The sequence below is a fragment of the Streptomyces microflavus genome (assembly GCF_014650075.1).
Lineage (GTDB): Bacteria > Actinomycetota > Actinomycetes > Streptomycetales > Streptomycetaceae > Streptomyces > Streptomyces microflavus.
Map to the genome: position 1 here is coordinate 251,297 of NZ_BMUG01000012.1, position 6,703 is coordinate 257,999.

Consider the following 6,703-nt stretch of genomic DNA (forward strand, 5'->3'; position numbering starts at 1 on the left):
ATGACTACCGGGGAGGCTCAGCGTGGCCTACCGTCGAATGGTCTTCAACATGGCCGTACGGGAGGGCACGTTCGTGTATCGCAAGGAACTGAATTCCGAGGCCAGCCCTCAGGCGGCGTACGGCGCGCGTCTGCGCAAGTTACGGGACGCCCGGGGCTGGACGCAGGACGAGCTGGGCGACAAGGCCGGATGCAGCGGCAGGCATATCTCGGCGATGGAAACTGGTCGTAAATCCGCAACCCTGCCCTTCTCGCGGAGAGCCGATCAGATCTTCGGCCTGGTCGGCAACCCCGAGTCCTTCGAGCGCGAATGGCGGGAGATCAAGCACGGCAGCCTGCTGGCGGGCTTCCCGGAATTCCTCGGCCTGGAGCGCCGGGCGGCGGAGATCCGACTGTACGAGGTCGGTGTCGTCCCGGGCCTGCTCCAGACCCCGGAGTACGCGACGGTCCTCGCGGAGAGTGTCGTCCGGCGCGGGAGCATCACCCCCGAGCAGGCCCAGGAGCGGGTCGCGGTCACCGCACAGCGGCAGGAGGCAGTGTTCGCGGGCCGGGAGACGATGGTCTTCGCGATGCTGGACGAGAGCTGCCTGCTCCGCCCGGTCGGCGGCCCCGAGGTCATGAAGGCGCAGTTCGACCACCTCATCGACTTCGCCGACCTGCCCAACACCATCCTTCAGGTGGTCCCGTTCTCCCTCGGAGAGCGTCGCCCGTTCAGCCTGCCGGTCTACATCCTGACCATGGTCGACCGCTCGATCGTGTCGTACGCCGAATCCGCACAACAGGGCTACGTCGAACGGGAAATGACCGCTGTGCTCCCCCTGCACACGGACTACCATCGGATGCAGGCGGTAGCGCCCTCGCAGGCGGCCTCCGTCGACATCGTCAAGCAGTTGCGAAAGGGCATCACGTGACAACCGAGACCCCCCGCTGGTTCACGTCCTCGTACAGCGAAAACGGCGGCGCGTGCGTGGAGGTCGCCACCAACCTGGCCGCCCCGCACGGGATCGTCCCCGTCCGCGACTCCAAGCACGACACCACCGGCCCGGTCCTCACCGTCCCCGCCGCCGCGTTCACCGCATTCGTCGCGGGCGTCCGCGCCGGGGAGCTCGGCGCCCTCTGACGCGCAACCAAGCCGACAGGCCGGAGAAGTGGCCGGCCGACCGAGTCTCTGGTTCCCCGTTCCGGAAGCCAGAGGCTCGCTTCTCACCCAACGTCGGTTCGCGGACCGGCGCCACGCACCGTCCACGAAGGGGAACCCCGTGACGAACGAGACCGCAACCCCCCGCTGGTTCACGTCCTCGTACAGCAACAACGGCGGCCAGTGCGTCGAGGTCGCCACCAACCTGGCCGCCCCACACGGGATCGTCCCCGTCCGCGACTCCAAGAACGACACCACCGGCCCGGTCCTCACCGTCCCCGCCGCCGCTTTCACCACGTTCGTCGCGGGCGTCCGCGCCGGGGAGTTCGGCGCCGTCTGAACGACGGGGCCCGCGAAAGTCCCGCCGGGATGCCTCGCCGCACGTGTGCGGTGAGGCATCCCTCAGGGCAACGGCCACGTGCCGGACCGGAATCGACGGAGGCTCCGATGCAGGCCGACCAGCTGCCCCACCTGGACGAGCACACCACGCTCGTCGCCGCCTCGGCCGATGACGTCTGGCGTGGTCTCTGCGCCGAGCTGGAACGGTCCTTCTCGCGGGCCCCCGCGGCCGCCTACGCGCGGCTGGTCGGCGCGAGCGACACCCGCGCGGCCGGGCCGCGTCCGCTCGCCGAGGGGTCGGCGTTCCCCGGCTTCCGGGTCCTCGTCGCTTCGCCGGGGGAGCAGCTGACCCTTCAGGGCCGCCATCGCTTCTCCTCGTACCTGCTGATCTTCCGGATCGAACCCCAGGGTCCCGTCCGCACCCGCCTGCGCGCCGAGAGCCGCGCCGCCTTCCCCGGTACGGCCGGGGGCGCCTACCGGCGGCTCGTGTTCGGGTCGGGTGGTCACGCGGTCGGGATGCGGCGGCTGCTGGCGGCGATTCGCCGGGCGAGCGAGTCGTCCTCAGGTTGAGTCACCAGGGGCCGCCCGCACCACCTACCGGATCCTCCCCTCACGCGCAAGCGGCCGTCCGGGCCCTTCTAGGCTGTGGCCCATGCCCACGCCACCCGCATATGCCCTCGTCGCCACCGACCTGGACGGCACCCTGCTGCGCCCGGACGACACCGTCAGCGCCCGCTCCCGCGCCGCACTCGCCCTCGCCGCCTCCGCCGGGGCCCGGCACCTCATCGTGACCGGGCGGCCGGTCCCCGGGATACGGGCGCTGCTCGCGGAGCTGGCGTACACCGGGCTCGTCGTGTGCGGGCAGGGCACGCAGCTGTACGACGCCGACAGCGCGCGGCTGCTGCGCTCGGCCACCCTGGACCGGGAGGCCGCCGACACCGCGCTCGGGAAGATCGAGGCGGAGGTCGGGGCGGTGTACGCAGCTGTGGACCAGGACGGGGTGGACGGCGTCACCCTCATAGAAACCGGCTACCGGATGCCGAACCCGACGCTCCCCGCGCTCCGCGTGGACTCCCGGGACGCCCTGTGGGAGCGGCCGGTCATCAAGGTGCTGGTCCGCCACCCGGAGCTGGACGACGACGCGCTGGCCGCCGCCGCACGCGGGGCGGTGGGTGATCTGGCGAGCGTCACCATGGCCGGGCCCGGCACCGTCGAGCTGGCTCCGTACGGCGTCGACAAGGGCACCGGGATCGCTGTGGCCGCCGAGCTGCTGGGCATCGGGCCCGAACGGACGGTCGCCTTCGGGGACATGCCCAACGACCTGCCGATGTTCCGCCGCTCCGGCCACCGGGTGGCGATGGGCAACGCGCATCGTGAGCTGCGGGCGGCGGCGGACGAGGTGACGTCGACGAACGCGGAGGACGGGGTGGCGGAGGTGCTGGAGCGGCTGTTCGGCTGAGCGGCCGGCTCGCCTACTGCGTGCCGCCGTGCGGAAGGTCCTGTTCCGTCCAGAGCACCTTGCCGTCCGGGCCGTGGCGGGCTCCCCAGTGGGCGGCGAGGCTGGAGACGATGAACAGGCCCCGGCCGCCCTCGTCGACCGTGCGGGCGTGGCGCAGGTGTGGGGAGGCCGTGGAGCCGTCGTGGACCTCGCAGGTGAGGGTGGTGTCGAGGAGGAGGCGCAGCCGTAGCGGCGGGGTGCCGTAGCGGACCGCGTTGGTGACCAGTTCGCTGACGATCAGCTCGGTCGAGTCGACGGTGTCCTCGTCGAGCCCCCAGCCCTGGAGCCGGTCGCGTACGAGCAGGCGGGCGGTGGCGGGGGTCGTACGGTCCTGGGCCAGGTCCCAGGTGGCGACCCGGTGCTCGGAGACCGTACCGGTACGGGCCAGGAGCAGGGCCGCCCCGGCGGAGCGGGTGTCGTCGGGGAGGACGTACACGATGTCGTCGCCCAGTTGCTGAAGGCTGCGGCCGGGGTGCGCCAGGGTCCGGGTGATGCGTTCCTCGGCGCGCTCGTCGGCGAGCAGCTCGGCCGAGCAGAACGCGAGGACGCTGCCCTCCTCCAGGGTGACGGTGGCGGGGGCGAAGAGGGCGCCGTCGGTGTCGAAGAGGCCCGCGCCCTCGGGGACGTCGAGGGGGACGGCCCGGCCGTCGGGGCCGACGATCAGGGGCGCGGGGTGCCCGGCCCGGGCGACCGTGCAGGTCCGGGTGAACGGGTCGTAGACCCCGTACACGCATCCCGCCCGCAGCTCCTCGCCCTGGAGGGAGTCGCTCGGGGGCAGGGCCGCGCGTTCGTGGGCGAGGCGGTCGGCGGTCTCCTTGAGGCGGGCCAGTACCTCCTCCGGCTCCAGGTCGAGGCCGGCCAGCGCCTGGATGACCGTACGGAGCTGGCCCATCGCGATCGCCGACTGGAGCCCCTCCCCCGCGACGCCACCGACGACGAGTGCCGTACGGGCCCCGGAGAGGGCGATCGTGTCGAACCAGCAGCCGCTGTCCCGGCCGGGCAGGAGCACGTGGGCGGTCTCCACGGCGGCCTGGTGGCGCTCGGCCTGCGGGAGGAGGCGGCGCTGGACGGTGGAGGCGATGACGTGCTCGCGCTCGTAGCGGCGGGCGTTGTCGATGGCGAGGGCCGCGCGGGTGGCCGCCGTACCGGCGAGGGAGACGTCCTCCTCGTCGAAGGGCTCGGCCGCCCCGCAGCGGTAGAGGCTGACCAGCCCGAGGACGGCTCCCCGCAGGGTGAGGGGCACGACGATGAGCGTGTGCGCGCCGGTCTCCGCGAGGGCGCGGGAACCGTCCGGGTCGGCGTCCAGCCACGGGGTCTCGGCGGTGAGCGGGACGAGCCGGGGCCGCAGGTCGGCGGCGGCGAGCGCGTACGGCGTACGGGGCGGGAGGCGGCGGGTTCCGCCGACCGGGTGGCCGCGGATCACCTCGTCCCTCTCGACGGCCTCGCACCGGCCGCTCGCCGCGCGGCGCAGCGGGGTGTCGGGCGGCAGCGGCCCCACCGGCGGGTCGGCGCCGCGCAGGACCTCGTCCACCACCTCGATGACGGCGAGGTCGGCGAACCCGGGCACCAGCGCGTCGATGAAGGCCCGGCAGGTGGCGGCCACGTCCAGGGAGCCGCCGACCGCGTCACGTACGGCGGCCAGCGCGGTCTCCCGGTCCCGGGCCCGCTCCCGCTCGGTGACGTCGACCACCGCGCTCAGCAGCCCGAGGACGGGGCCGTCAGGGCCGTCAGGGCCGTCAGGGCCGTCAGGGCCGTCAGGGCCGTCAGGGCCGTCCAGGCGGTAGGCGGAGACCAGGAAGATCCGGTCCCCGGGGATGTGGCGGAGCCTGCCGCGTACGAGATGGTCGCGTACGGGCCCCTCGCCTGCGAGAACCTGTTTGAGGAGCTGCTCGGACCCGTCCGGGTCGTCGAGCCGGAAGGCCTCGGTGAAGCGGAGCCCGATGTACTCCTCGGTCCCGACGCCCTCGACGAGGGAGTTGGCGCGGACGAGCCTGAGCTGCGGGTCGAGCACGAGGAGGCCCACTGCGGACTGGGCGAACAGCACCTTCAGCAGGGCGTCGTCCAGGCCGCCCGGAGGGGTTCCGGGTCCGGCCGGGGTCTCGGCGTACGACACGGCTCCACCCACCCTCAGGCTCCGATGCACCGATGCACCGGAGCACCGGCACGTGCCGGTCCAGCATCACCCGGCACGGCTGGAGCGGCCACCGGGGGCGGCGGGGGTGTGACGGTCAGCCGTCGAGGACGACCTTGGTCGTGACGGCCGGAGCGGCGCTCCGCGACGCGGTCTTCTTGCCCTTGCTCGGGTCGATCGCGTACTTGAAGGAGAATCCGACGGTGGCCTTGCCGGGCTTGCCGGCCACTTCCACCTTGAACACACAGGTTCCGGAGAGGGTGTAGACCTTCTTCTTCTTGTGCGGGCGCTTCTTGCTGCCGACCTTGGAGTGCCACTCGTAACCGACCGGGATGGCAGGGTGGTTGTCGTGGTACTTACCGTTGAGACCGGTGGCCGTGCAGTTCATCTTGGAACGCGCGATGGCCTTCAGCTTCTTGTTGGTGACCTTGAAGGACCAGGCCATCGGGTAGTAGGTCGGGTACTTGCCCGTCAATTTGACCTGGGCGTTGAGAATTCCGGCCTTCTGCTTCTTCTTGGGCGTCTTGTAGCTCTGCTTCTTCGGCGTGAAGACGGTCGTCTCCTGGGCCGCCGGTGACGGCGCCGCCTGTGCGACACCAAGTGTGCCGAGCACCAGCGCTCCGGCCACACCGGCCACGACGGCCATGCGCCCTGCCCGCCTCCCCACGTTCACGCTTCGCGCCGAAGTCGGTGCCACGTCCAGGGGCTGGATCAGTTCGTTCCGTTCTTTCTGCAAGGCTTCCCCGTTTCGGATGTGAGCAGCAACAGGTGCCGCTCGGTCACCTTGAGCCCATCATCCGAATCGCGTACAACGCCAGTGATTTTAAAGAGATTTGATCTTTTCGATCATGGGCGATAAAAAGGTCGGGCCGTATCCTCGGCAATCACCAGGTCCCGCCCGCAGGGGGAATCATCAGCAATCATCCGGTGCACGGCACCGTCCGTTCCTGGGACGACGAATCCGGCTGGGGCGTCCTGGTCTCGCCCGAGGTCCCGGGCGAGGTCTGGGCCCACTTCTCGGCCGTCCGTACACCGGACCCGGATGCGTTCGCCTCCCTGGACCCCGGCGAGACCGTCCTCTTCACCTGGGAGGAGGCCGAACAGGACGGCTACTCCTATCGCGCACTGCGGGTACAGCAGCCCGGCGACCCGGGGACCGGCTGGGACGACGCCGAGGACGAGGACGACGAGGAGGCGGATGTGGACGCGCTGTCCGATGTCCGTATCGAGTTCGACTCGGACTCCTGACCGCCCGGGCGGTCAGCGCGTCAGTACCCCGGCGCCCCCAGCGCCCGCAGCACATGGGCCACGAGGTCGGCGATCGTCTCCTCGTCCTGGACCGGTTTGCGCAGGACGTGGCGGTAGTAGACGGGGCCGTACAGCATCTCCACCGCCAGCGGGAGGTTCGCACCCGGCGGGATCTGGCCCTGGTCCTGGGCGCTGCGCAGCCGGGCCACCGCCTCCTCCACCCGCGGGTCCACCAGCTGGTCCTTCAGCGCCTGCGCGAGGACGTCGTCATGGTGGAGCTCGGAGAGGATGCCCCCGTACGCCGGGCCGAAGGGCGGTACGGAGAGCAGCCGCACCGCGCCGGCGACATG

At 71.5% G+C, this 6,703-nt stretch carries 9 protein-coding genes; 6 read left to right on the forward strand and 3 right to left on the reverse strand.

What is annotated here, in order from left to right:
- Positions 1–49: 49 nt before the first annotated feature.
- From IE264_RS31780 to IE264_RS31800, 5 genes are all read left to right on the forward strand, one after another.
- Positions 50–910 carry a helix-turn-helix domain-containing protein gene (locus IE264_RS31780; protein WP_078657433.1) on the forward strand — a complete coding sequence of 287 codons (861 nt, stop codon included), beginning with the start codon at positions 50–52 and terminating at the stop codon, positions 908–910.
- Positions 907–1,119 (forward strand): DUF397 domain-containing protein, encoded by a 213-nt coding sequence (locus IE264_RS31785; RefSeq protein ID WP_032756514.1) that lies wholly within the window; start codon positions 907–909, stop codon positions 1,117–1,119. The genes IE264_RS31780 and IE264_RS31785 overlap by 4 nt, the downstream gene beginning before the upstream one ends.
- A 139-nt stretch (positions 1,120–1,258) precedes the next feature.
- Positions 1,259–1,477 carry a DUF397 domain-containing protein gene (locus IE264_RS31790; protein WP_032756515.1) on the forward strand — a complete coding sequence of 73 codons (219 nt, stop codon included), beginning with the start codon at positions 1,259–1,261 and terminating at the stop codon, positions 1,475–1,477.
- A gap of 107 nt (positions 1,478–1,584) precedes the next feature.
- Positions 1,585–2,046 (forward strand): hypothetical protein, encoded by a 462-nt coding sequence (locus IE264_RS31795; protein WP_032756517.1) that lies wholly within the window; start codon positions 1,585–1,587, stop codon positions 2,044–2,046.
- An 82-nt stretch (positions 2,047–2,128) separates the two neighbouring features.
- Positions 2,129–2,935: an HAD family hydrolase gene (locus IE264_RS31800; protein WP_032756519.1), complete on the forward strand. Its 807-nt coding sequence runs from the start codon at positions 2,129–2,131 to the stop codon at positions 2,933–2,935.
- 13 nt (positions 2,936–2,948) lie between these two features.
- On the opposite strand, the gene IE264_RS31805 is transcribed toward IE264_RS31800, so the two are convergent.
- On the reverse strand, positions 2,949–5,087 hold the full coding sequence (locus tag IE264_RS31805) for an ATP-binding SpoIIE family protein phosphatase (RefSeq protein WP_190167737.1): 2,139 nt from the start codon (positions 5,085–5,087) through the stop codon (positions 2,949–2,951).
- Positions 5,088–5,202: 115 nt separating this feature from the next.
- Positions 5,203–5,751: a hypothetical protein gene (locus tag IE264_RS31810; RefSeq protein WP_015610639.1), complete on the reverse strand. Its 549-nt coding sequence runs from the start codon at positions 5,749–5,751 to the stop codon at positions 5,203–5,205.
- A gap of 281 nt (positions 5,752–6,032) precedes the next feature.
- Here IE264_RS31810 and IE264_RS38595 point away from each other — a divergent pair, with 281 nt between their 5' ends.
- A complete protein-coding gene (locus IE264_RS38595) occupies positions 6,033–6,353 on the forward strand; it encodes a cold-shock protein (protein ID WP_063605745.1) in 321 nt (106 codons plus the stop codon).
- 20 nt (positions 6,354–6,373) lie between these two features.
- On the opposite strand, the gene IE264_RS31820 is transcribed toward IE264_RS38595, so the two are convergent.
- Positions 6,374–6,703, reverse strand: a 330-nt coding sequence (locus tag IE264_RS31820) for a TetR-like C-terminal domain-containing protein (RefSeq protein WP_190167738.1), incomplete at its 5' end; no start/stop codon positions are given.